Source organism: Streptomyces sp. NBC_00775 (assembly GCF_036347135.1).
GTDB lineage: Bacteria > Actinomycetota > Actinomycetes > Streptomycetales > Streptomycetaceae > Streptomyces > Streptomyces lutosisoli.
Genome location: NZ_CP108938.1, coordinates 1,104,798 through 1,125,093, shown reverse-complemented (window position 1 = coordinate 1,125,093; position 20,296 = coordinate 1,104,798). Strand labels below are relative to the sequence as shown.

Annotated in this window: 20 protein-coding genes, 2 tRNA genes and 2 pseudogenes; 12 read left to right on the top strand and 12 right to left on the bottom strand. The window is 70.3% G+C overall.

Annotated elements, in window-relative coordinates; genetic code table 11:
* Positions 1 to 2: 2 nt before the first annotated feature.
* On the bottom strand, positions 3 to 704 hold the full coding sequence (locus OIC96_RS05260; RefSeq protein ID WP_330309043.1) for a transketolase: 702 nt from the start codon (positions 702 to 704) through the stop codon (positions 3 to 5).
* Between the two features lie 166 nt (positions 705 to 870).
* Here OIC96_RS05260 and OIC96_RS05255 point away from each other — a divergent pair.
* A tRNA-Pro gene (locus OIC96_RS05255) sits at positions 871 to 944 on the top strand.
* A 75-nt stretch (positions 945 to 1,019) separates the two neighbouring features.
* Here the strand turns inward: OIC96_RS05255 and OIC96_RS05250 are convergent.
* From OIC96_RS05250 to OIC96_RS05240, 3 genes are all read right to left on the bottom strand, one after another.
* Positions 1,020 to 1,535 (bottom strand): hypothetical protein, encoded by a 516-nt coding sequence (locus OIC96_RS05250; RefSeq protein ID WP_330309044.1) that lies wholly within the window; start codon positions 1,533 to 1,535, stop codon positions 1,020 to 1,022.
* A gap of 268 nt (positions 1,536 to 1,803) precedes the next feature.
* Complete coding sequence (locus OIC96_RS05245) at positions 1,804 to 2,868, bottom strand: LacI family DNA-binding transcriptional regulator (RefSeq protein WP_406502298.1); 1,065 nt, start codon at positions 2,866 to 2,868, stop codon at positions 1,804 to 1,806.
* Positions 2,869 to 2,966: 98 nt separating this feature from the next.
* On the bottom strand, positions 2,967 to 3,518 hold the full coding sequence (locus OIC96_RS05240) for a YceI family protein (protein WP_330309045.1): 552 nt from the start codon (positions 3,516 to 3,518) through the stop codon (positions 2,967 to 2,969).
* A 210-nt stretch (positions 3,519 to 3,728) separates the two neighbouring features.
* On the opposite strand from OIC96_RS05240, the gene OIC96_RS05235 reads away from it, so the two are divergent.
* Together OIC96_RS05235 and OIC96_RS05230 are read left to right on the top strand one after the other, a co-directional pair.
* Positions 3,729 to 4,262 (top strand): MarR family winged helix-turn-helix transcriptional regulator, encoded by a 534-nt coding sequence (locus tag OIC96_RS05235; RefSeq protein WP_330309046.1) that lies wholly within the window; start codon positions 3,729 to 3,731, stop codon positions 4,260 to 4,262.
* Between the two features lie 200 nt (positions 4,263 to 4,462).
* Positions 4,463 to 4,597, top strand: a pseudogene (locus OIC96_RS05230) (amidohydrolase family protein); the annotation flags it as partial.
* Between the two features lie 32 nt (positions 4,598 to 4,629).
* On the opposite strand, the gene OIC96_RS05225 reads toward OIC96_RS05230, so the two are convergent.
* A complete protein-coding gene (locus OIC96_RS05225; protein WP_330309048.1) occupies positions 4,630 to 5,442 on the bottom strand; it encodes an SAM-dependent methyltransferase in 813 nt (270 codons plus the stop codon).
* 204 nt (positions 5,443 to 5,646) lie between these two features.
* Between OIC96_RS05225 and OIC96_RS05220 the strand changes: the two are divergent.
* A pseudogene (locus tag OIC96_RS05220) lies at positions 5,647 to 5,847 on the top strand (AMP-binding enzyme); the annotation flags it as partial.
* 122 nt (positions 5,848 to 5,969) lie between these two features.
* On the top strand, positions 5,970 to 6,743 hold the full coding sequence (locus tag OIC96_RS05215) for a sulfite exporter TauE/SafE family protein (protein WP_330309049.1): 774 nt from the start codon (positions 5,970 to 5,972) through the stop codon (positions 6,741 to 6,743).
* A 3-nt stretch (positions 6,744 to 6,746) separates the two neighbouring features.
* Here OIC96_RS05215 and OIC96_RS05210 read toward each other — a convergent pair whose 3' ends face one another.
* Positions 6,747 to 7,565, bottom strand: a complete 819-nt coding sequence (locus tag OIC96_RS05210) for an HAD-IIA family hydrolase (RefSeq protein ID WP_330309050.1) — start codon at positions 7,563 to 7,565, stop codon at positions 6,747 to 6,749.
* A gap of 156 nt (positions 7,566 to 7,721) precedes the next feature.
* On the opposite strand from OIC96_RS05210, the gene OIC96_RS05205 reads away from it, so the two are divergent.
* The gene (locus tag OIC96_RS05205) at positions 7,722 to 8,468 is read left to right on the top strand and encodes a cobalt-precorrin-6A reductase (protein ID WP_330309051.1); all 747 of its coding nucleotides are present in this window, start codon (positions 7,722 to 7,724) and stop codon (positions 8,466 to 8,468) included.
* Here the strand turns inward: OIC96_RS05205 and OIC96_RS05200 are convergent.
* The 4 genes from OIC96_RS05200 to OIC96_RS05185 all read right to left on the bottom strand — a co-directional run bounded on the left by OIC96_RS05200 (position 8,455) and on the right by OIC96_RS05185 (position 12,595).
* Positions 8,455 to 8,970, bottom strand: coding sequence for a hypothetical protein (locus OIC96_RS05200; protein ID WP_330309052.1), 516 nt, complete (start codon positions 8,968 to 8,970; stop codon positions 8,455 to 8,457). The two genes, OIC96_RS05205 and OIC96_RS05200, sit on opposite strands and share 14 nt — an antisense overlap.
* Before the next feature lie 87 nt (positions 8,971 to 9,057).
* Entirely contained in the window at positions 9,058 to 11,178 is a 2,121-nt protein-coding gene (locus OIC96_RS05195) for an MDR family MFS transporter (RefSeq protein ID WP_406502204.1), read from the bottom strand.
* Positions 11,179 to 11,218: 40 nt separating this feature from the next.
* Complete coding sequence (gene cobF / locus OIC96_RS05190) at positions 11,219 to 11,989, bottom strand: precorrin-6A synthase (deacetylating) (protein ID WP_330309053.1); 771 nt, start codon at positions 11,987 to 11,989, stop codon at positions 11,219 to 11,221.
* Between the two features lie 81 nt (positions 11,990 to 12,070).
* Positions 12,071 to 12,595: a DUF309 domain-containing protein gene (locus OIC96_RS05185; RefSeq protein ID WP_330309054.1), complete on the bottom strand. Its 525-nt coding sequence runs from the start codon at positions 12,593 to 12,595 to the stop codon at positions 12,071 to 12,073.
* A 101-nt stretch (positions 12,596 to 12,696) separates the two neighbouring features.
* Here OIC96_RS05185 and OIC96_RS05180 point away from each other — a divergent pair.
* A tRNA-Pro gene (locus OIC96_RS05180) sits at positions 12,697 to 12,773 on the top strand.
* Between the two features lie 65 nt (positions 12,774 to 12,838).
* On the opposite strand, the gene OIC96_RS05175 is transcribed toward OIC96_RS05180, so the two are convergent.
* Positions 12,839 to 13,366 carry an NUDIX hydrolase family protein gene (locus OIC96_RS05175; protein WP_330310382.1) on the bottom strand — a complete coding sequence of 176 codons (528 nt, stop codon included), beginning with the start codon at positions 13,364 to 13,366 and terminating at the stop codon, positions 12,839 to 12,841.
* A gap of 81 nt (positions 13,367 to 13,447) precedes the next feature.
* Positions 13,448 to 14,506: a DUF2235 domain-containing protein gene (locus tag OIC96_RS05170; protein WP_330309055.1), complete on the bottom strand. Its 1,059-nt coding sequence runs from the start codon at positions 14,504 to 14,506 to the stop codon at positions 13,448 to 13,450.
* A gap of 154 nt (positions 14,507 to 14,660) precedes the next feature.
* On the opposite strand from OIC96_RS05170, the gene OIC96_RS05165 reads away from it, so the two are divergent.
* The 5 genes from OIC96_RS05165 to OIC96_RS05145 all read left to right on the top strand — a co-directional run bounded on the left by OIC96_RS05165 (position 14,661) and on the right by OIC96_RS05145 (position 20,263).
* The gene (locus tag OIC96_RS05165; RefSeq protein WP_330309056.1) at positions 14,661 to 15,833 is read left to right on the top strand and encodes a caspase family protein; all 1,173 of its coding nucleotides are present in this window, start codon (positions 14,661 to 14,663) and stop codon (positions 15,831 to 15,833) included.
* Positions 15,830 to 17,113, top strand: coding sequence for a hypothetical protein (locus OIC96_RS05160; RefSeq protein WP_330309057.1), 1,284 nt, complete (start codon positions 15,830 to 15,832; stop codon positions 17,111 to 17,113). Before OIC96_RS05165 ends, OIC96_RS05160 begins: the two co-directional genes overlap by 4 nt.
* Before the next feature lie 73 nt (positions 17,114 to 17,186).
* Positions 17,187 to 18,227, top strand: coding sequence for a ComEC/Rec2 family competence protein (locus tag OIC96_RS05155; protein WP_330309058.1), 1,041 nt, complete (start codon positions 17,187 to 17,189; stop codon positions 18,225 to 18,227).
* A 66-nt stretch (positions 18,228 to 18,293) separates the two neighbouring features.
* The gene (locus tag OIC96_RS05150) at positions 18,294 to 19,157 is read left to right on the top strand and encodes a dioxygenase family protein (protein ID WP_330309059.1); all 864 of its coding nucleotides are present in this window, start codon (positions 18,294 to 18,296) and stop codon (positions 19,155 to 19,157) included.
* A gap of 23 nt (positions 19,158 to 19,180) precedes the next feature.
* Positions 19,181 to 20,263: a maleylacetate reductase gene (locus tag OIC96_RS05145; RefSeq protein ID WP_330309060.1), complete on the top strand. Its 1,083-nt coding sequence runs from the start codon at positions 19,181 to 19,183 to the stop codon at positions 20,261 to 20,263.
* Positions 20,264 to 20,296: the final 33 nt, after the last annotated feature.

Sequence of the window (20,296 nt, the reverse complement as noted above, 5' to 3'; positions counted from 1 at the left end):
GCTCAGGCGGATTTCGGCTCGACCTGGGCGACGACCACGCGCGGGAGGCCCGGATGAGGGGCGGTGAAGGCGTCGTACAGCGCCTCGTGGTCCCGGCCGTCGACCGTCGCGGCGGACCAGCCGGCCGCCTCGAACCGGGCGGCGATCCCGCCGGGCCGGGCATGGCTGGCGGAGGAGTTGTCGATCACGACGGTGTGCAGCTGTTCGAGACCGGCGGGCCCGGCGTATGCGATCGCCTCGTGATTGCTGCCCTCGTCCAGCTCCGCGTCACCGATCAGCACCCACACATGCGGCTCGTCGAGCCCCTGCGCCCGCAGCCCGAGCGCCGTGCCCACGGCGATCGGCAGCCCGTGCCCGAGGGATCCACTGCCGATCTCGGCACCCGGCACCAGCACCCGGTCCGGGTGGTGCCCCAGCGGCGAGTCGTACGAGCCGAAGCCGGGCAGCCACTCGACGGGCACAAAACCCTTGGCCGCGAGCACCGCGTAGTACGCCATCGGCCCGTGCCCCTTGGACAGCAGGAACCGGTCGCGCCCCGGATCCTCCATCCGCCCGGGCCCGAGCCGCAGCACCCGGTCATAGAGCACCCACAGCGCGTCCATGGTGGACGTCGCCGCCGGTCCGTGCTTCTCGTCGCCCGTCATCAGCCCCATCAGCCGGGGCAGGTCCGTGTACGCGTAGCTCCGCTGAGCCGTGATCTTCATGCTGACGATCGTGCAACCTCAACCAAACTTGAGGTCAACATCGAACCGTAGCGCCGAACCCGTAGGGCGCGTTCGCCCCGAATAAAGGAGTGCGCGACCACCGGCACGAGTGCGGTATTGTTTCGGTGCACGTTCGGCCAGGGAAAACACCAGGTCAGACGGGCACCGGGACGTGGCGCAGCTTGGTAGCGCACTTGACTGGGGGTCAAGGGGTCGCAGGTTCAAATCCTGTCGTCCCGACGGTGCGAAGGGTCTTCGCGGGCGAGAGCCTGCGGAGGCCCTTTTTGCGCGGGTCGTGACCGCTCGCCGTCGCGGTCAGTGGGTGCCGGTCACTTTGAAGTCCTTGGGCACGAGGGCGACCGTGAGGACGGCGGCGACCGCCACGAGGGCGGCGGAGACGTACGCGGTTGTGGTGAGCGCGCTGTCGAAGGCGTCACTCGCCGCCCTCAGTACGGCCGCGCCCTGGGCGCCGCCGATGTCCTGGGCGACATCATGGGCGCCGCCCGCGGACTCCCTGGCGGTGCGGAGCTGTTCGCCCTCCAGGGGGAGAGGGCCGAGCCTCGCGTGATAGACGGCGGCATGGATGGAGCCGAGCAGAGCGACGCCCGGGCCCACCCCCAGCTCGTAGCTCGTCTCCGAGACCGCGCCGGCCTGCCCGGCCCGTTCGGCGGGAACCGCGGAGACCAGCACGGCCGCGGACGTGGTGATGGCCAGGCCGTCACCCAGGCCGAGCGAGGTCAGTACGACGGCGATCACGCCGTAGCCGGTGGGCTCCGGCCAGAGGGCGAGCAGCGCGAAACCCGCGGTCAGGGCGCCCAGGCCGATCGCCATCAGGGCGCGCCCCTGACGTTAGTTCGCATATGGGTGATATTGACGCATTTTGGGCCAGTTCAATCGGCGCACTGCCACTGCCGGGCACTCCTCGTATGCGCGGCGGGACACCATCACGTGCAATGGCCGTCTGCCTGCCGTCGGCCGAATGCACCAGTCCCGGCGCGCCTTGGCCAGGGCGACGTACCCGTGCGGCGGTACCGGTCGGCGCGTTCCGTGAAGGGGGGCGCGATCAGAGAAGGGAGCGCGATCGGAGAAGGGGGTGCGATCAGCGGCCGTGGCGCCGCGTCGAGTCCCGTACGACGATGTGGGTGCCGAGCACGTGGTGCTGGCTCTCCGGGAACTCCTCGCGGTGCAGCGCCAACCGGACGGCCGCACGGCCCAGCGCCTCGGCCGGTACGTGGACGGTGGTCAGCGTCGGGTACACGTCGATGGCGGTCGGGATGTCGTCGTAGCCGGCCAGCGCGACGTCCTCGGGAACGCGCACTCCGGCCTCCCTCAGCGCCTGCAGGGCTCCCGCCGCGACCATGTCGGTGCCCGCGAAGACGGCGCTGAACTCGGCGCCGGATATGAGGAGTTCACGCATTCCCTGGTAGCCGAAGCCGCGGCTGAAGGTGCCGTCGATGATCAGCTTGGGGTCGGGCTCGACGTCGAGCATCTCGTGTGCCCGGGTGAAGCCGCTGATGCGCTGGCCGCTGGTGGACAGGCCCGGCACCCGGCCGAGATAGGCGACCCGGCGGTGGCCCGCGCTCAGCAGATGGGTCGTCATGGCGAAGGCGCCGCCCTCGTTGTCGTAGTCCACGACGGTCGCGGGCACTCCCGGGCCTAGCGGCGGCCGACCGACGAGGACGAGCCGCGAGCCCGCCCGGTCGAGGGCGTGCGCGAAGTGGGTCATGCGGTCCTGGTAGGCCTGGTCGTCCCAGGCGCCGCCGACCACGATGACGGCGTCGGCGCGCTGTTCACGCATCGTCTCGACCACCGCGAGAACGCGCTGCGGGTCGTTGTGCGTGGTGCACAGCATGCACAGCCGGCCCTCGGCGGACGCCTGCTCCTCCACACCGCGAGCGATATGGGCGTAGAACGATCCGGTGACGTCGTCTACGACGAACGCCACCGTGTTGTTGGTGGAGCCGCCCAGCGCCCGGGCGTGTGCGTTGACCACATAGTCGAGCTCGCGTATGGCCTTGAGGACCTTGGCGCGGGTGGCCTTGGCCACGGGGTAGGTGCCGCCGAGCACACGGGAGACGGTGGACGCCGACACGCCCGCCCGGGCCGCGACGTCCCTGACCGTCGAGGTATCGCCCTGGGGCGAGGTCACCGCCTTCTTGCCCACCGCTCGCTTCCCTCCGCCCCGCGCACCCGCGTAGACGCTCACCCTAGTGGAGTAGTTCGGCGTGGCAGCGGGGGAGGACGGCCGGGACGGGCGCGGTGTCAGGACGCCTGGCGGGTGAAGCGCGCGGTGATCGTGACGAACGTCAGCGGCTTCAGCATGCCGGCCTGGTTCCAGGTCATGCCGAACTGCGCGCGCTCCACGGGGATCTCGGCGGTGAGGGTGACCGCGTCGGCCGATATCTCGGACGCCTCGGCGGTGAAGGACAGCTCGCGGCTCACGCCCGTCACGGTCAGTTCGCCGGTGACCTGGGCGCTGCCGTTGCCGGTCGCGGTGACCTCGTTGGCGGTGAAGACGAGCGAGGGGTGCTTGTCGACGTCGAAGAAGTCCGCGGAGCGCAGGTGCTTGTCGCGCTTGGCGTTCTTGGTGTCCAGGGAAGCGGCGTCGATCGTCACGCTGCCGTGCGCGCCGCCGCCGGCGAGCACCTCGCCGTCGCCGCTGACCTCGGTGAAGACGCCCTTGACGTTGACCAGGCCCCAGAACGTCTTGTGCTGGACACGGACCGTCGTGCCCGCCGGGTCGAGAGTCCAGCGACCGGCGGCGACCTCCGCGAGCGAACCGGACTGGGGGGAGTGCGAAGTGGTGTGGGACATGGTCGTTCATGCCTTTCGGGGGACGGGTGCGGGTTGCTTGAAGGATCAATACACCGCTAGCTATTACCTAGGCAGCTATTAGGTAGTTGGCGAGATAATAGCTGTGCGAGGTATCCTCGGCAAGCGGGTCGGGCCCCGGAATCAAGAACGGGGCAGGCCTTGGGATCAAGAACGGGGCAGGCCTTGGGATTGGACGACGGGAGTCAGCGCATGGGGGAGTCCCAGCAGTCAGCCGAAGAGGTCGAGTGCCCCGGCGCTGCCGACGAGGCGTGCCCGAGCGCCGAGTTGACCGAGCTGCTGCAGCGCTGGAATGCGTTGGCGTCGGGATTCCGTGACCTCACCGACGAACTGCTCGCCGAGGCGCAGCGCGAGGTCGGTCTGCCGCCCTCGTCGCTCGAAGTGCTCTGCTTCCTGGTCACCGCGCCCGATCAGGCCGCCCCCATGCGGCTCCTCGCCCAGACGCTCGGCTTCTCCACCGCCGGGACGACCGGAGTCGTCGACCGGCTGGCCGACGCCGGATTCGTCGAGCGCCGCCCGTCCAGCTCCGACCGCAGGGTGACGTACGCCGCGCTGACACCGCTCGGCCGGGAGACCGCCACGACTGCGGCCAAGGTGTTCGCCGAGGCGGTCCGCCGACGTGTGGTGGAGCCCCTGGGCGAGGAGGGCTTCATGTCGTTCACCCGCGCCTTTGTCACGCTCGGGATCGTGGACGAGTCGTGCGCCGGGGCGGAGGAGTCCTGCTGACACTGCTGTCCGACTCGCGCGTACCACTGCTGTCCGCTCGCGCAGCCCGTCAGCCGTACGGTTCTCACCGTCAGCCGTACCGTCTTCGCCGTGATCCGGCCGGGCGCGGCCCGCGGGCCCGCCATCAGGCAGCTGATCGGGGTGCTCCAGGAGATCGAGATGCTCCAGGAGGCTGTCGCCGTCCGTGCGGCACAGCGTTTTTGGACCCCGACATCGGGGACCTGCCCCAGGGCGACGTCCTCACCGAGGACGGGAGGATCGCGGCGATGGAGCGCGAGATCACCGCCGATGCCGAGGTGCTCGACATGACGGGCCGCACCGTCGTCCCGGGATTCGCCCCCGTGCCGCCTTGGGGCCGAGGGCCCTGCTAGGCCTTGAAACCGACTCCGCCGTACAAGGAGACAGGCGCGTCGCCGATCGGGGTCTCGCCCTCCCCGAGTTCCGGATGCCAGTCCTTCACGGACACGATTCCCGGCTCGACCAGGTCAAGTCCCTTGAAGAAGCGGCTCACTTCGGTGCGCGAGCGGCCCACGAGGGTCACGCCTCCCTTCGCATACGTCTCGATGCCCCGCCGCACGTTCTCGGGCTCGAAGTCGGCGGTCATCGCGGACAGAACCAGACAACTGCCCGGCGCCAGCGCCTCCACGAGGGTCTCCACCAGCTCGTACGCGCCGCTCTCGTCGGCGATGAAGTGCATCAGGGCGATGAGCGACAGGGCTACGGGACGGTCGAAGTCGAGTACGCGCCCCGCCTCTTCGAGGATCTTCCGCGGCTCGCGCGCGTCGGCCTGGACGTACTCCGTCACTCCCTCCGGGGTTCCGCGCAACAGGGCCTCGGCGTGCGCAAGGACGATCGGGTCGTTGTCGACGTACACGACCCGTGCGTCCGGAGCGGTGAACTGGGCGATCTGGTGCAGGTTGGGTTCCGTGGGAATGCCGGTGCCGACGTCGAGGAACTGGCGGATGCCCGCCGCGCGGACCAGGTGGCGGGTGGCCCGCTGCATGAACCAGCGGTTGCTGTGCGCGGCACGCTTGGCGCCCGGATCGAGCGACATGATGTGCTGCCCGAGCTGCTCGTCGACCGGGTAGTTGTCCTTGCCGCCCAGGTACCAGTCGTACACCCGCGCCGGATGCGGCTTGCTGGTGTCGATCTGGTGGGCGGCGGGCTCGGTCCCCGTCATGCGTCAACTCCTCTGCTCGGCTGTCCAGTTCGCCCTGCCGACCCGCGTTCGACACGACGTGCGAGCAGTCTGCCACCCCCGGGCGACTCGCGGCCGCCCGGCTGACCGCGAGGGCATGCGGAACCAGAGCCGCAGCAAGGAACGGAGACATCCGACCCGACGACATGGCGCTCGGCGCGCTGCCGCAGTTCCACGCCTTCGGCCGAGCCGCACGGAGAGGAGGCGTGCGCGGTCGTCGTACGCGCCCCGGGAACCACTTCGGACGCGGCGGAGATCACCGACTGGTCCAAGGAGCACCTGGGCCGCCACACGTACCCGCGCCGCGTGGAGTCCACCGACGCGCTGCCGCTGGGCCCGAGCGCGAAGGTCCTCAAGCGGGAGCCGCGGGCGCGCCACGGGAGCTGACGCGGGGGCACCAGGCGTCGGCGGGACGGTCCGTCGGCGGGACCGCCGCGACGTGCCGCGGAGGTCACCTGGCGAGACGCTGCTTACGCGGTGAGATGCGTGCGCATAGCATCGGTCCCCGCATGAACACGATGACGCTCTGGCACATATCCATCTGGGAGTTCGCCGCTCTCGCCGCCGCGGCCCTGCTCGTCGGTTTCTCGAAGACCGCCGTGAGCGGGGCCAACACGGTCAGCCTGGCGATCTTCGCCGCCGTGCTGCCCGCCCGCGCCTCGACCGGGGTGCTCCTGCCCATCCTGATCGTCGGGGACGTGCTCGCCGTACTCACCTACCGGCGGCACGCCCACTGGCCGACGCTCTGGCGGCTGTTCCCGGCGGTCGCCGCGGGCGTCGTCCTCGGCACGCTGTTCCTGGTGTGGGCCGACGACGGGGTCGTGCGGACCTCGATCGGCGCGATCCTGCTGCTGATGGCGGCGGTCACCATGTGGCGTCGCCGGGCTGCCGCCCAGGACGACGAACCCGACTCGGTGGCGACCCGCACCGGCCGGATCAAGGCGCGTTCGTACGGGGTGCTCGGCGGCTTCACGACGATGGTCGCCAACGCGGGCGGCCCGGTGATGTCGATGTATCTCCTCTCGGCGGGCTTCCGCAAGCTGGGCTTCCTCGGCACCTCCGCCTTCTTCTTCCTGATCGTCAACGTCTCCAAGGTGCCCTTCAGCGTGGGCCTCGGGCTGATCGACGGCCACTCGCTGCTGCTGGACGCGGCGTTGGCGGCGTTCGTCGTGCCGGGGGCGTTCATCGGCAAATGGGCTGTGAACCGGATCAACCAGCTGCTGTTCGAACGGCTGGTGATCGCGGCGACGGTGGTGGGCGGAGTGCAGCTGCTGCTGCGCTGACCGCTACCGGCCGGCGGCGGCGTTCAGCAGGGCGGGGAGATCCGCGAAGGAGTCCAGCACGTGGTCGGGCTCGCCGCTCGCCGCGCGATGGCTCTCCGGCAGGTACTTGCCGGTCTTGACCAGGACACCCGTGATGCCGGTGCGCTGCGCCGCGAGTACGTCCGACTCGATGTCGTCGCCGACCATCAGCGCCTCCCCGGGACCGACCCCGAGACGTGCCAGCGCCGTCTCGAAGAACGCGGGCGCCGGTTTGCCGGTGATCTCCGCCTCGGTGCGGGCCGCCCGCTCCAGACCGAGCAGGAACGCACCACTGTCGAGCTGTAGCCCGCGGTCCGTCCGCCAGTACAGATTGCGATGCATGGCGACCAGCCGGGCGCCCCGCTGGAGGTGCCCGAAGGCCCGGTTGAGCGCGGCATAGCCGAACTCGGGACCCGCGCCGCCCACGACGACCACATCCGGCACGGTGTCGGTGTCGGAGTCGGCGCCCGTGTCTGTGTCGTCGAGCAGCGTGACGCCCGCCAGGTCCTCGGCGATGTCACCGCTGTTCAGCAGGGTGCACCGGGCGCCCGGATGGCGCTCGGCGAGATACGCGGCGGTGACGGCGGGTGCGGTGAGGATGTCCTCGGCGTCCACGGGGAAGCCGGCTCCGGCCAGGGTCGCGGCGATCGACGCGCGTGTACGGGACGTCGTGTTGGTGACCAGGGCGACACCGAGCCCGGACGCCCGGATCCGCCGTAGCGCCTCGACCGCACCGGGCAGCGGCTCCCACGAGACCGTGAGCACACCGTCGATGTCGATCAGGACCGCGCGTACCGACTCCATGTCCGGACGATACCGATCAGCGACCGCGACGCACGTGCACGCAGGCGCCCTGCGCCGCCGACTCACTCCGCCGGACCCGCCGGACCCGCCGGACGCCCGCACCTACTAGTCCACCCGAACCTCCGCTCCCCACCCCACCCCCGTACGCTCGACCCCATGTCCCCCCACGTCCTGGTCCTCGGCGGCACCACCGAGGCGCGCGAGCTCGCCGCCGGGCTGGCGGCGCGTCCCGGGGTGCGGGTGACGACCTCCCTCGCGGGACGGGTGTCCCGGCCCGGGGCGCTCGAAGGGGACGTACGGATCGGGGGATTCGGCGGGTCGGAAGGGCTGGCGGAGTGGCTGCGCGAGCACGGCGTGGCTGCCGTGGTGGACGCGACGCACCCGTTCGCCTCCGGCATCACGGCGAACGCCGCGCGGGCCGCTGCGGTCACCGGAGTTCCGGCCGTGGTGCTGCGCCGCCCGGGCTGGCGCCCCGGCCCCGGCGACCGGTGGCACTCGGCGGCCTCCCTCACCGAAGCCGCCGCACTGCTCCCGGCGTTGGGCCGCCGCGTCTTCCTCACCACGGGCCGGCTGGGCCTGGCGGCCTTCGCACATCTCGCCGGACTCCACTTCCTCGTACGTTCGGTGGAGGCGCCCGAGCCGCCGCTGCCCCCCGACGCCGAAGTGCTGCTGGCGCGCGGCCCGTTCACGCCGGACGGAGAGAAGGCCTTGCTCCGCGAGCACCGCATCGACGTCCTGGTCACCAAGGACAGCGGAGGCGATGCCACGGCGGCCAAACTCACCGCCGCCCGTGACCTCGGCCTCCCCGTGGTCGTCGTACGCCGCCCACCACTCCCGGAGGGTGTGACGGCGGTACCGGACGTGGCATCGGCCCTGGCCCGGCTGGACCTCAGCCCGCGCTGACGGACCCCCGGATCCGCTCGACGGCCCGCAGCACCTCGTCCCGGTTCTTCGCACTCTTGATCCACACCGGCAGCCGGGCGACCACCGTCATCTTCTGGCCCGTGTCGTACCAGGGCGCCCGCTCCCGCAGCGAGGCCGCGACGAACTGCCGGAGGAATGTGAGGTGTTCGAGGTTGTAGGCCCACAGCCAGCCGTGCCGGGTCTCGGTCTGGAGCCAGAGGGGGGTGCCGAAGTAGGGGTCCAGGGCGGGCCCGGCGGAACTCCGCCACAGAGCGATGCGATTGCTGTCCGTCTGCCGTGAGAGCCCGCAGCCCCGGCAGATCAGGCGCCGCGGCGCGAAAACCCCGCCGGGTCTGCCCTGTCGCTCCTCGTCCGGCGCCGGCTGTACGTGAGCGATCCGCTCGCACCGCGGACACCGGACCAGGATCGACTCGGTGAAGTCGTACTTGGTGCGCCGCGGGTCGCGGAAACGGACGGGAGCGGAGGACTGGGGCCTGGCCATCGCACGAGTATGGCGACCGCGGGCGGCGGGAAGCACGTCGTTTTCCTGCGGTGGCGGTGGCGGTGGCGGTGGCGGTGGCTCCGCCCGTCAGCTCGTCGTGATGGAGGCCGGCTCCCGGGTCTGGGTCGGCAGGCCGTTCGTCAGGTCCTCGACGAGGAGACGCTTGGCGATGGTGTCGACGGCGGCGCGGAGGTCCTTGCCGGAGGGGCGCCCGATGTCCTGTTCCACGCACTCGGCCAGCCAGGTGCCCCAGGCGTCGCTGAGGACCCGGGCCTCGCGCTCGCCCGCCTCGGTGTGCGAGAAGAGCGAGCCGTGGCGGGTGAGATAGCCCTCCTCGACCATGCGGTCGAAGACCGGCACGAGGACCTCCGGCGGCAGATGGCGGCGAGTGGCGATCAACCCGAGGTTGGCGTGGCCGACCAGCCGCGTGAGCAGCTCCACCTGCATCACGGCCCAGGCGCCCGCCATGTCGAGACGGGTGTTGGAGCCGGTGACGATACGGCGCGCGGTGTCCATTTCGGTGGTGCCGATGATCTTTCCGACCGAGGCCTCCAGAAGCCGCTGCGAATCGGCGGTGGACGGGGAGGCGAAGCCCTCGCCCATGTCGGTCGAGCCCATCCGCGCGCTGTCGCGCAGCTGCACCTGCTTGAGGAAGAGCGCCACGACGAAGCCGAGGAGCGCGACCGGCACCGTCCAGAGGAAGACCGTCTGGAGCGTGTCTGCGTACGCCTCGATGATGGGCTGGGCCGCGGCCGACGGCAGTTGGTGCAGCGCCTCCGGGCTCTGCGCGGCCTGGGTGATCGTGGCCACGTCCGCCGCGCCCGTCGCCGCGGCCTCCTTGACCCCGTCGGCGAGGTTCGGCTTCAGCGTGTTGGTGTAGATCGTGCCGAAGACGGCCGTGCCGAACGAACTGCCCAGCGTACGGAAGAAGGTGACGCCGGACGTCGCGGTGCCGAGGTCGACGTATTCGACGGTGTTCTGCACGGCGATCGTCAGCACCTGCATGCACAGGCCGATCCCGGTACCGAGCACGAACATGTACAGCGACGCCAGCCAGGCACCCGTGTCCGGACCCATGAGCGAGAGCAGGTACAGCCCGACGGCCATCACCAGCGAGCCGATGATCGGGAAGATGCGGTACTGCCCGGTCTTGCTGACCACGTTGCCGCTGAAGACGGACGCGATGAGCAGACCGATGACCATGGGGAGCGTGCGGACACCGGAGACGGTGGCCGAGTCCCCGTCGACGTACTGCAGATACGTCGGCAGAAACGTCATCGCGCCGAGCATCGCGAAGCCCACGATGAAGCTGAGGATCGAGCAGACCGTGAAGACCGGGTTGCTGAACAGCCGCATCGGCAGCATCGGCTGGGCCGCGCGCGTCTCGACCCAGCAGAACAGCCCGAGCGCGAGCACACCGCCCACGAACAGGCCGATGATGGTGGCCGACCCCCACGCGTACTCGTTGCCACCCCAACTCGTCGCCAGGATCAGTGAGCTGGCGCCGACCGCGACGAGCGCGATGCCCAGATAGTCGATGACGGGGCGGACCGCCGACTTCACCACGGGGATGGTGCGGGCCGCGGCGAAGACCACGAGGATCGCGATGGGCACGTTGATGTAGAACGCCCAGCGCCAGGACAGATGGTCGGTGAAGAGCCCGCCGAGCAGCGGCCCGATGACGGTGGCCACGCCGAAGACGGCACCGATCGCACCCTGGTACTTGCCCCGCTCCCGCAGCGGAATGACATCGGCGATCAGCGCCATGGCGGTCACCATCAGACCGCCCGCGCCGATGCCCTGCATGGCCCGCCAGGCGATCAGCAGCGACATGTTCGTGGCGAGGCCGCACAGGAAGGAACCGGTGATGAAGATGATCGCCGACGCCTGGAAGACCACCTTGCGGCCGAACAGATCACCGAACTTGCCGACCAGCACCGTCGCCACGGTCTCGGCCAGCAGGTACGACGTCACCACCCACGACATATGTGCCGCGCCGCCCAGATCCGACACGATCGTCGGCAGGGCGGTGCCCACGATCGTCTGGTCCAGCGCGGCGAGGAGCATGCCCAGCATGATCGTCACGAAGACGACGTTGCGGCGCCGTTTGTCCAGCAAGGGCGGCCCGGGTGCCTCCGCCGCGGGCGGCGCGGTTTCCTCGATGGTCGTCACATTCGCCACCATCACACCGGCGGACGCCCGCTGCATGCGGGGTCACCCGCCCGGCGTACCGTCGCCGGGGCGTGCGCTACCCCCGCGGATGCCTGCGCAGCAGATACGTGTCCATGATCCAGCCCTTGCGTTCCCGGGCCTCGGCCCGCAGGCGCTCGATACGGGGAGCCGCCTCGGCTATGGGGCCGGAGGCGAGGATCTCGTCGGGCGTGCCGATGTAGGCGCCCCAGTAGATGTCGATGTCCTCGTCGGCGTACTGCCGGAACGTCTGGTGGGCGTCCAGCATGACGACCACGTCGTCGACGCCGTCGGGGAAGCCCTCCGCGAGGCGGCGGCCCGTGGTGATCTGGACGGGGCGGGCGACCCGGTTCAGCCCCGTGCGGTGCCGGGCGACGAGTGCGGAGACGCTGCTGATGCCGGGCACGACGTCGTAGGTGAACGCCACCGCGCCCCGGTCCAGGATCTCCTCCAGGATGCCGAGCGTGCTGTCGTACAGCGCGGGATCGCCCCACACCAGGAACGCGCCGCTCTCGTCCTCGCCCAGCTCCTCGGCGATCAGCTGCTCGTAGATGTCCGCGCGGGCGCTGCGCCAGTCCCCGACGGCCGGCGAGTACGCCGCGCCCCCCGCGGAACGGTCGCGGTCCGGGTCGCGGGCCTCGACCAGGCGGTACGCCCCCTCCGGTATGTGCGCGTCGAGGATGTCACGGCGAAGCTGGACGAGGTCGGACTTCACCTCGCCCTTGTCGAGGATGAAGAACACGTCCGTGCCCTTGAGCGCTTTGACCGCCTGCAGCGTGAGCTGATCGGGGTCGCCCGCCCCGATGCCGATGACATGAATCTTTCGCACACCGAGAGTCTGCCGCACGCCACTGACAGTGGACGCACCGCACCCGGGATCGGACCGGTGACCCGGCACGGGGATTCCTGGTCAGACGCCCCGCCCGCGCAGCCGTGGCGCCCACTCCCGCGCGCTGACCGCCGTGCCGTCCCGTTCCACGACCCCCGCCAACTCCCGTGCCCAGGCGCCCAGTTCCGCGAGATCCAGCCCATACGGCCGCTCGCGGCCGTTACCCGACGCCCATTCCTCGACCGCCCCGGCGCCGCGCCGCAGCAGCCGGGCGCCGCCCGTCGTGTTCCCGCGGGCCGCGTGCGTGAGCCCCACCGCGAGCTGGGCCAGCCCCTTCCAGAGCGCCCGCTCGTCCTCGGGGCCGGTCTTCCAGGCGTCCTCGAAGACCTCGTGCGCGTGGAACGGTTTCCCCGCCTCCAGCAGCGCCTGCGCCTCGGTGACCGTCTCCTCGGGGCCGCGTACGACACCTTCCGGCTGCCGTTCCACCCCGTCCGCTCCGTACGGCAGGGGGCGCCCCAGCCCGTCGCGCGGCCGGGCGCTCCGCGCCCGCCCCTGCGTGTCTCGATCGCGCCCGTCGCCCTGCCGCGCCTCAGATGTCCCGCTCATACGCCGATTGTCGCGCGTCCCGCGCCCCCTTCGGAGCAGCCCCCGACGTGGGGTAAAGTTCTGTTCGCACGATCACGCGGGGCACCGCGGGTGAAACGCATCGGGACGTGGCGCAGCTTGGTAGCGCACTTGACTGGGGGTCAAGGGGTCGCAGGTTCAAATCCTGTCGTCCCGACCAGCTTTTGAGCAGGTCGGAGGCCGTTTTCTCAGCGATGAGAAGACGGCCTTTCCGCATGCCCCCGTTCAGGACAGGCAGCCGACATGTGCCAGGGCCTGCTTCAGCAGCACGCCCTGCCCGCCGGGCATCTCGTCGATGACCATCGGTGACGAGGCCTCCTCGGGGCTGAACCAGACCAGGTCGAGCGCGTCCTGCCGGGGGCGGCAGTCGCCGGTCACCGGGACGATGTACGCGAGGGACACGGCGTGCTGGCGGGGGTCGTGGAAGGGCGTGACTCCCAGCGTCGGGAAGTACTCGGCGACGGTGAAGGGCTGCAGGGAGGCCGGGACCCGCGGCAGTGCCACCGGGCCGAGGTCCTTCTCCAAGTGGCGCAGGAGGGCGTCCCGGACCCGCTCGTGGTGCAGCACTCGGCCGGAGACGAGGGCGCGGGTGACCGTCCCGTCCGGCCCGATGCGCAGCAGGAGTCCGATGTGGGTGACTTCGCCGTTGTCGTCGACGCGTACGGGTACCGCTTCGACGTACAGGATCGGCATGCGTTCGCGGGCCATTCCCAGCTCGTCGGGAGACAGCCAGCCGGGCGTGGTTTCGGTCATGTCAGACATTGGTTGATCATACTTTCCGTGTCTCCTGCCGTGCGCGTGCCGCTCCAGGTCAACCGTTCCCCACGGAAGCCGTCACCGAACACCCCTTGCTTTGAGCCAGTCGCTGTCCGACCACTCCACTGTCTTCGGAATCCGGTTCGCGTAGTCCGGGTCCTTCTCGATGCGGGCACGGACACTCGCGTGCACGTGTGAACCCTGCGGCGGTCTGCGGCGCCGGTAGGTGAGCAGGGACCAGATCCAGCCCATCCGGTGCACCTTCCCCAGGGCGTCCTCGGGTACGAGGGTGACCTCGCGCGCGTAGGCCCCGGGCTTCAGCAGCAGGTGCTCGTCGAGAGCGGCGTCCACGATCCACTTGAGGGTGATGGTGGGGAGCCGGGGATCGTCCTCGAAGGTCCCGCCGACGTCGGAGTGCACCCCGGCGAACCACACCTGCTCGACCGAGCCGGGCGCGGGGTGCTTCTTGTCGGGTGTGACCAGGTACTCGCGGTAGGGTCTGCGTTTCTCGTCGAGGGACACGGCGTGGCGGACGCGGCGGACGTTCGGGAGCTGACGGGTGTACGGCCACCGAAGGTTCCAGCGCAGCACGCCGGCCGCCTTCACGGAGTCCCAGATCCCCAGGTAGGTGACGGAGATGCCGACGCGCCCCTCGACCGCGTTGCTGAAGGCGCCCGCGAAATGGTGGAGTTGGTCCCAGTCCTGCCGGGTCCAGTCCTTGTTCTTGGCGTAGACGGACACGGCGTACGGGACGAGGTTCTCCATACCGGGCCGCATCAGGCCGACCGCCTTGAGCATGCCCACGAGTGCGCGGGCCGTGTACGCGCCGCGGCTGAAACCGAAGACGTAGATCTGGTCGCCGGGCTCGTAATGCCCCATCAGATACGTGTACGCCTCGGCGAGGTTCTCCCTCATGCCGGAGCCGACGGCGAGGCCGAGGAGCTTCGACAGGCGCCGGGCGAGGGGTGTCCAGGCGCCCGCGGTGGAGAAGGTGCCGACGCCGGGGTCGTAGTAGGCGATCTGCCGGGCGGGATCGGAGAGGTCCAGCATTTCGTAGAGCCGGACGACGTTGGTGTTCCCTTTCGCCTTCAACTGATTGCCCGTGCCGTCCAGACAGACGACGAGATTCTTGGCCATGCCGGGCCTCACGTTCACTGACAGACCAGGACGCTGATGGGTCGGGACATACCAGGACATACAGGACTTACAGAAATATAATAAGGGAAATGCTGCTCGTGGGCGTCTCCGTCCTTCCGGGCAGCGTCCGGCGCAGTCGGGTTCCGGAGGATCCATGGCCGGTTCCATAGTTCACCTCGAAGAGGACACCGGCCTTCCGCGTACCCACGCGCTGGTCATCGGCGTCGGAAAGTACCCGCATCTCGCCGGTGGCGAGGCGCCGGTGGCGGACTCCGACGGGATGCGGCAGCTCAGCTCGCCCCCCGTCTCCGCCCGGGCCCTGGCGACCTGGCTGCTGGCCGAGTACAACGATCCGCAGCGACCGCTCGGCAGTGTGGCCCTGTTGCTGAGCGAGGAGCAGCCGGCCCCGTTCAAGGACCCCCGCACCCAGACCGCCCACGACGTCGACGTCGCCACCATCGACAACATCCTCGCCGCGATCACGGAGTGGTACGACCGCGGTGACAGCAACGTCGACAACCGGCTCGTCTTCTACTTCTGCGGACACGGCGTCTCGCAGGGTGACGACATGGCGCTCCTTGCGGCCGACATCTTCGCCGACGAGCACAACCCCCTCAACGGAGCACTGGACTTCGGGGGGCTGATGAACGGGCTCAAGCGGTGCAAGGCCACCCAGCAGGTGTTCTTCGTCGATGCCTGCCGGTCCAACTCCGATGTGTTGATCCAGAGTTCGGGCACACGGTTCGCCGGACGGACACCGCTCGGGGCCGGTGCGCGCCCCCTCGATCTCCCCAGACGGTTCCACATTCCGTACTACGCCACGCTGGCCGGGGACCGTTCGCACGCGCGGCCCGGACAGGTGAGCGTGTTCACCGAGGCCCTGCTCAAGAGCCTCGCCGGGGCGGCGAGCGACGATCCCGAGGGCGACTGGCGGGTCAACACCTCCCATCTCCTCGAAGCCATCGACCACTTCATGCACCAGCCGCAGTTCGCCGGAGCGGTCGCGGGTGTCCAGGTCCCCTCGGTCGGTGAACTGCCCGTGTTCGTCCTCCACGAGCTGCCCGGGCCACCGGTCGTCCCCGTGTACGTGAGCTGCGAGCGCGCGGAGGAGAACGCCGACGCCGAATTCGTCTGCCGCGAGGACGGCCACGAGCGCCTGCGGCGGGCACCCGGTGACGTCAACGGGTCGGATCCGCAGAGCGAATGGGCCATCGAACTCCGCTTCGGCAACTACGACTTCGAGGCGAGACTCGGTGAGAGGGACGTGCGGACCAAGTCCATCACCGTACGACCGGTCTTCCGGCGTGTGCATCTGGTGAAGCCATGAGCGCCGCCCTGCGCGTGCGGGTCGCCCTGAGCCTCGACGAAACCGATGTCTCCGACGGGGCCAAGGTCGTCGGCAACATCTACCCGGCCGGCGGCACCGGTGTCGCGCACCGCAACGTCCTGTTCCCCTGCGGGGCTTCGGCCACACCGGCACGCTTCGAGGTCGAACCCGGCCCCCACATCGTGACCGCAACGCTGCCCTCCGGGGTCGTGCTCTCCAAGGACGCCGAGGTGCGGGAAGGCGCGGACACGAACGTGACGCTCCGCACTGCGCGCTCGCCCTATGAGTCGCACTCCTGGCAGTACCTCATGGGAAACATCGAGTCGTACGGGGCCTACCACGACGGCGAGGCGATTCCGGTGCCCCGCTCCCAGGGGTCGAGCTCCGGGGTCTGGGAGTGGAACTCGGTCGTCGAACCCGGCCACGCGGCCTGGGTCGGCGATCCGAAGCCGTCGAGCTGGCAGTTCGCCTCCATGCTCAAGCTGGCCGAGGAGCCCCCGGAGCGACCGGTCGTGTTCGAGATCGCCCACTCCGCGCCGCACTCCATCCCCAGCCTCGATCTGGGCGACGCGGCCGCGCGGCTCTACCGCTTCGGCCCGAACGGCCCGGTCGACGAGCACGGCGAGCCCACGCACGACGGACCCACCGGCCCCCGGCAGTTCCTGGTCGTCTCGCTGGCAGGCAGCGACTATGTCGTCACCCTCCCAGCACCGTGGGGCACCGCGCAGATCGAGGCCCTCGTCAACGAACGCCAGAGCCCCACCGGCAGTGCCGTCTCGGTGACCGTGCGCGACAGCCGGGTGGGACCCGCCCTGGGCTACATGGTCCGCGGCGCCTTCGACTCGGCGGCGACCCTCGTCAAGGACGCGGAGAGCATGCTCTACGGCAAGATGACGAACCCGCTCGCGGCGGTGGCCGGTGCGTACGTCCTGGTCGGCAGCGAGCTGTCCGAGCGGCCGCACCGCTGGGACCCGTGGCTGTCCCGGCTGCGGCACGAGTTCGACTGGATGAGCGACGGATCCCTGCTGTGGGCGATGCGCCATCTGCGCCGGGCGCACAGCGAGGCGGAGCGGGAGGCGGCGCGCGACGCGCTCCTGGAGGCCTTCGACCGCGGCGTACCGGTCTTCACCCTGGGCCTGAGCCGCCTCATCCACGGCCTCTCCGAGTTCCCCGACGACCCGGAGTGCGCCGCCCGGCTCGACCAGGCCCGCCGGCTGTCGTGGCGCGTCGACACGCGCGAGCCGTTCGTGATTGTCACTCTGCGCGGGAGGACGCCATGACCGCTCGGCACCGGGGACGCGATGACCGCTCCGCACGGGAGGCCATGATGACCGGCGTGTCCGGGAGGCCGCGATGATCAGGTTCACCATGATGCCCGGCGAGGACGGCGACTGCCTGCTCCTGGAGTACGGCGACGACACCTTCGTACGCCGAATCCTCGTCGACGGCGGCCGTTCGGGCACGTACCCGCTCATCAGGCCGACGCTCGCCGGGCTCGACGGCCTGGTCGACCTCCTCGTCGTCACCCATGTCGACCAGGACCACATCCTCGGGGTGCTCGCCCTGATGGACGACCCCGACAGGTCGGTGGAGTTCGCGGACGTGTGGTTCAACGGCTTCGACCAACTCCTCGACAGCGAGGGGTTCGGCGCCGTGGACGGCGAGAAGCTCACCAGTGCCCTGCTGGCCCAGAAGGTGCCGTGGAACGACGCGTTCGGTGGGCGCAGCGTCGAAGTCGGGCGGGAGCTCGCCTGGTTCGACGACGGCTCCACGATGGAGGTGCTCTCGCCCGACCGCGGGCAACTGGAGCGGCTGGCCCCGCTCTGGAGCGCGGAATGCGCCAAGAACGGGCTGATCCCGGGCCGGGATCCCGACGAACTCCCGCCGGTGGAGGGCTTCGAGCACTTCGGCGCCCCCAACGTGGAGCAGCTCGCCGCGTCACCCTTCAAGCCGGACACCTCGAAGACGAACCTCACCAGCATCGGCCTGCTCTTCGAGTTCGAGGACAAGCGCATCGTGCTCACCGGCGACGCGGACGACCGCAGACTGGTGGCGTCGATACGGCCGCTGGCCGAGGCGGCGGGCGGTCGGCTCCACCTCGACGTCCTCAAGGTCGCCCACCACGGCAGCGACCACAACCTCTCGAACGAGCTGCTCGGCCTGATCGACTGCGACCGCTATCTGATCTCCACCAGCGGCGCACGGCACGACCACCCCAACGAGATCGCCGTCGCCCGCATCCTCCAGCACGGCGGAGACGAGAAGGAGATCGTCTTCAACTACCGTGACCGCGCGGCGATATGGGACGTCACCGCCCTCAAGAACCGCTTCAACTACACCGTGACGGCGCCGGAGCCGGACGCGGAGGACGGGTTCGTCAGCTTCGAACTATGAGTTCCGACAGCCTCGTAGCCTGAGGCGCATGCCTGGCAGGATGATCTGTGGGACCAGGGGAGCGGCATGACCACGGAATTCACGACGGACATCACCGGCGCGGTCGTCGACAGCCTCAAGGGCACGGCCGATCCGCGGCTGCGCGAGCTGCTCGGCGCGCTCACCCGTCACCTGCACGACTTCGTCCGCGAGACGGAGCCGACGACGGAGGAATGGGAGCGCGCCATCGGCTTCCTGACGGCGACCGGGCAGAAGTGCACCGACACCCGGCAGGAGTTCATCCTGCTGTCGGACGTGCTCGGCGTCTCGATGCTCGTGGAGACCCTCAACGGCCACCGCGATCCGGCTGCCACCGAGTCGACCGTCCTCGGTCCCTTCCACATGACCGAGTCACCGGTACGCGCACTCGGCGCCGACATCGACCTGGTGGGCAGCGGCGAGCCGTGCGTGATCAGCGGCCGGGTGCTGTCCCGCGACGGCACTCCGCTGCCCGGCGCCGTCCTCGACGTCTGGCAGGCCGACGCCGAGGGCTACTACGACGTGCAGCGGCCGGACGTCCAGCCACCCGGCAACGGACGCGGGCTCTTCACGGCGGACGCCGAGGGCCGCTTCTGGTTCCGCACCTGCGTGCCGAGCCCGTACCCGATCCCCACGGACGGCCCGGTCGGCGACCTGCTCCGGGCCACCGGCCGCCACCCGTACCGCCCCGCGCACATCCACTTCATCGCCACGGCCGACGGCCACACCCCCATCACCACACACATCTTCGTGGCGGGCAGCGACTACCTCGGCTCCGACGCGGTGTTCGCGGTCAAGAAGAGCCTGGTCCACGACTTCGCCGAGACCGACGATCCTTCCCTGGCACGGGAGTTCGGCATCCCCAACCCCTTCCGGCACGCACGCTTCGACCTCGTACTGGAGCCGCAATGACTGGACTGGCTGGAGGAACCGGGATGAGCACCCCCCTCGACTTCTCGTACGAGACCCGGCCCGCGCGTGTCGTCTTCCGTCCCGGTGCCTCGGTGTCCGCGACGCCGGGCGAGGCCGCGCGCCTCGGTCTGCGCAGGGTGTTGGTGGTGTGCGGCAGCCGGGGCGAGGCCACCGCGCGGGCGGTCGCGGACGCGCTCGGCGACCACTGCGCGGGGCTGCACGCCGAGGCCCGTATGCATGTGCCCGTGGAGGTCGCCGACCGGGCCGTCGAGGTGGCGCGCGAGATCGGTGCCGACGGCTGTGTCGCGGTCGGCGGCGGCTCCGCGATCGGCCTCGGCAAGGCGATCGCCCTGCGCACCCGCCTGCCGCTGATCGCCGTACCGTCCACCTACTCCGGCTCCGAGATGACCCCCGTCTGGGGCCTCACCGAGCACGGCGCGAAGCGCACCGGACGCGACGCCGCCGTCCAGCCCCGCAGTGTCGTCTACGACCCCGAGCTCACCCTCACGCTCCCGGTCCCGCTCGCCGTGACCAGCGGCATCAATGCGCTCGCGCACGCGGCCGAGGCCCTCTACGCGCCCGACGCCTCGCCCCTCGTCTCCCTGATGGCCGAGGAAGGCGTACGGGCCATGGCCGGGGCCCTTTCCCGGGTGGCCGCCGCGCCCGACGACCTCGACGCCCGCAGCCGTGCCCTGTATGCCGCGTGGCTCTGCGGTGCCTGCCTCGGTGCCACCACCATGGGCCTGCACCACAAGCTCTGCCATGTTCTCGGCGGCACCTTCGGCCTGCCGCACGCCGAGACCCACACCGTGGTCCTCCCGTACGCCCTCGCCTACAACGCGTCCGCCGCACCCGGGGCGATCACCGCCCTGTCCCGCGCCCTGGAGACCGACGACGTCCCGCACGCCCTCCGCGCGCTGGCCCTGGGTCTCGGCGCTCCCCGTTCCCTCGCCGAACTCGGCCTGAAAGAGGCCGACTTGACGGTCGCGGCCGCCCAGGCCGCCACCGAGGCGTATCCCAACCCCCGCGAGGTCACCGCGAACGGTGTGCTCGGCCTGCTGACAGCCGCGTACGAGGGCTGGGAGCCCCGAAGCGACACCCTGTAGGCGTGGCGCACATCACCCGGGAAGTGTGCGGAA